The following is a 3,553-nucleotide window of genomic DNA, read 5'->3' as shown; positions in this document are numbered from 1 at the left end:
GTTCCTCGCGAGCCGCCCCTGAGGAGACGCCCGCGCCGATCGCGGCGCGGCGCCAGCCCCCGGCCAGCTGTGCGGCGTCCCAGGCCTGCCAGAGCACCTGCTCGGCAGGGGCGTCGCGGTGCTCCCGGACCGCACGGATCATGGAGCGCACCCGGTGCACGGGCGCGGCCGCCCGGTCCCTCGCGGCGGCGTCCGGGAGCCCGGGCACCTCTTCGTCCACCAGTGCCTGCGCGAGCAGCGTCTCGCTGGGCGTCTCCTCGGTCGGGTCGAGCTCGCGGCGGGCGCCGAGCAGCAGGCGTCGGATGCGCCGCAGACGCAGCGTGTCCGCGTCCCCGAAGGGCCCGCGCAGCAGCTGGTCCGCGACCCGTGGATCCAGCGGGGCGTCGTCGGGGGCGAGACCGATCTCGAGAAGGGTCAGCAGATCAGCGACGGCGGGCACCTCGCGCAGCGGCTGCGGGCGTCGTGGCACCCGCACGGGCAGGCCGGTGCGGGAGAGGAGGTCGGCGACATCGGCCACGGCCGCGCCGGAGCGGCACACCACGGCCATGTCGTCGTACTCGACCTGCTCGCGATGGTGGAGGTCCCGCAGCGCGGAGCCGATGAGGCGGGCCTCGTCCAGCGGGTCGTCGGCCTGCAGACGGCAGCAGGAGAGCCGGCGCCCGCCGCGCCCGGCGCACGGTTCGCGGCGGGCGCCCCGGCCAGGCGGGAGCCGGCCGCGCAGCGAGTCCACCCCGGCGGTGATCCCCGGGCCATCCCTTGGCAGCCCGTGAGCGCCACCCGGCGACGAGCGCGGCAGGAGGCTGCGCAGCCGGTCCGCGGCATCCGGGAGGGCGCCGCGGAAGGTTCCACGGCGGCGTCGGGCAGCTGCTCACGAGCACGCGGCACCGGCCCCGGCGATCGCGGCCACCAGGCGATTCCGGCGGTCGTGAGGTCCTGGGCGTCGTCGACGACCACGTGGTCGAAGGGCGCCGCCGTGCGCGATCCTCGAGCAGCCGCGCCGCCCGGCGCACCAGCCCGCCGGAATCCAGGCGCGGCCCGGCGTCCAGGGCTGCGGAGGCCTCCAGGTCGAGCACGCCGAGGTAGTCCGCAGGATCGCGCCGCATCGCACCAGGCGGCCGGTAGCGCTCGCGGCCCAGCCGGTCGAGTCCGTCGGGTGAGTCCCAGCTCGGTCGCGCGGGTGATCAGATCGCGCAGCTCCGTGCGGAAGCCGGGAAGGGTGCGGGCGCCGGGATCGACCTCGAGGTTCCACCCGTCCCTCCCGGCGATCAAGCAGCTCCGCGGAGCAGGGCGTTCCAGCCGCGCCGGCGCGAGCGAGGGTGGCTCTCCCCAGACCCGCGGGCGAGGGCGTCGCGCGCGCGACGCATGGCCGGCGCGGGCGGGGTCATAGCCCGGGACCTCTCGCCGGCACCGTGCACGGCGAGCGGTCGCGAGCGGCCGGCGCCGGCCAGTCGGCGGGCCATCAGCAGCGTCCGCTCCCCCGCCCGGGCCGCAGGCCCAGCGCGAGCGCGGGCGCCCGCTGGATGGGCCGCCGTGGACGAGGCATCGGCTCCACGACTATGAAGCAGCGTGCGCGCGCGGAGCTAGTGGTCAGCTCCTCCGGCTCGCGCACGTCGGTCAGCCGCGGAGCGGTCCGGATCGGCCGCTTCGAGCCACGCCTCGGATCCCTCGCCCGTTCGCGTGTATGCAGCTGCCATTGCTCCATTGCCACCTCCGCGGGGCTGACAGCGCCGACGTCTGCGTGTCCGGCAGTCGCGGTAGAGTGCTCGGACTCACTCGAACCAGTCCAGCCCGTCCTGAGGTCGCCCCGATCTGCATCCTCAACCACCACCCGCGCAAATGCCGCGGCGCAACGCGGCGCTCGCAGGTGCTGGACCTCGCCACCGACGTGGTCTTCACCGAGCGGGCTCCCCACGGGACCTCGATGGACGACACTCGCCGGAGCGTCGGGTCCCAAGCCCGTGCTGTACGCAGCACGTTCAGCTCCAATGAGACGCTCGTACGTCGAGGTCTCGACGTCTCGCCGAGCGAAGCTGCTGGAACGAGGGCCCACGGGCGATGCCGAGGCGACCCGAGGGAACGACTTGCCGGGCGGCTGCGCTACGATCGAGCACTTCATCGGAGTACAAGACCGTGCCAGAACGCGCTCGAGGTGCACCGGCAACGAGGCGCTCCCCGTGAAGCTCCGATCCGAGCGGGACCCACCGCCAGCAGCTCGTGCCGTCCAGGATTTCTCGGCTCGACGCCCAGACGTTGACCGGCGTCTCCTTGGAGCTGAAGTGCTGGTACAGCACGGACTTGGTGACCCGCCGCTCCGGGGAGTCTCACGGGGAGCGCTCCCGTTGCGGTAGCCCGCTCTCGGCGAAGAGGGTTGCGTGGGTCCAGCAGCTCTGCTCGAGCGGTCCTGCGAGCAGCTCGCCGGACAGCCGGGGGTGGTCGTTGAGGATGACATGGGCCGACCTCCTCGCGATCGGGGCTGTCGTGGAGTTCAGAGCCACTCTTACCGCGACAGGCCCGGCACGCAGACGGGGTTCGGGTGTACAGCCCGGTGAGGTGCAATGGAGCCAATGGCGAGCTGCATACACGCGAAGCGGGCGAGGGGATCCGAGAGCGTCGCCGGTCCGGACCGCTCCGCGGCTGCCCGACGTGCGCGAGCCGGGAGGAGGTGACCTCACCCAGCTCCGTGGCGTCGAGCTGTTCGAGTCGGGAGCCGATGTTGTCCACGGCGGCCCGTCCAGCGGGCGCACCGCGCTCGCGCTTCGGCCGCGGCCGCGGGCGGGGGAGCGGACGCTGCTGCTGCCCGCCGCCGACTGGCCGCCGGCCGCTGCTGCGCGACGCGCATCGAGCCCGTGCCGGCGGTGCCGCCGAGTGCCGGGCGATGACCCCGCCCGCGCTCGGCCATGCGATCGCGCTCGCCGACGACCTCGCCCGGGTCTGGGAGAGCCCACCCTCGTCCCCGGCGCCGGGCAGGACGCCCTGCTCGCCGAGCTGCTCGCCGGGAGGGACGGGTGGAACCTCGAGGTCGATCCCGGCGCCCGCACCCTCCCGGCTTCCGCACGGAGCTGCGCGATCTGATCACCCGCGCGACCGCGCTGGGACACACCCCGACGGACCTCGACCGGCTGGGCCGCGAGCGCTACCGGCCCGCCTGGTGCGATGCGGCCGCGATCCTGCGGGACTACCTCGGCGTGCTCGACCTGGAGGCCTCCGCAGCCCTGGACGCCGGGCCGCGCCTGGATTCCGGCGGGCTGGTGCGCCGGGCGGCGCGGCTGCTCGAGGATCCGCGCACGGCGGCGCCCTTCGACCACGTGGTCGTCGACGACGCCCAGGACCTCACGACCGCCGGAATCGCCCTGGTGGCCGCGCTCGCCGGGGCCGGTGCCCGCGTGCTCGTGAGCAGCTGCCCCGACGCCGCCGTGGACACCTTCCGCGGCGCCCTCCCGGATGCCGCGGACCGGCTGCGCAGCCTCCTGCCGCGCTCCGTCGCCGAGGTGGCGCTCACGGGCCGTGCGCAACGGAGAGGCGAACCGGATCTCGAGCACGTTCTCCCCCTCCC

General features: G+C 74.8%; 1 protein-coding gene and 1 pseudogene. One reads left to right on the top strand and one right to left on the bottom strand.

All coding sequences use genetic code 11. The features are described 5' to 3' along the window. Positions 1 to 730 (bottom strand): annotated as a pseudogene (locus tag CIK81_RS18405) (DNA helicase); the annotation flags it as partial. Positions 731 to 3,005: 2,275 nt separating this feature from the next. On the opposite strand from CIK81_RS18405, the gene CIK81_RS18680 reads away from it, so the two are divergent. Beyond that, positions 3,006 to 3,553, top strand: a 548-nt coding sequence (locus CIK81_RS18680; RefSeq protein WP_346218065.1) for a UvrD-helicase domain-containing protein, incomplete at its 3' end; no start/stop codon positions are given.

Origin of the sequence: Brachybacterium sp. JB7 (assembly GCF_003335205.1) — a bacterium.
Lineage (GTDB): Bacteria > Actinomycetota > Actinomycetes > Actinomycetales > Dermabacteraceae > Brachybacterium > Brachybacterium alimentarium.
Note: the sequence above shows the minus strand (reverse complement) of the source record. Positions and strands in the feature narration are given on the sequence as shown.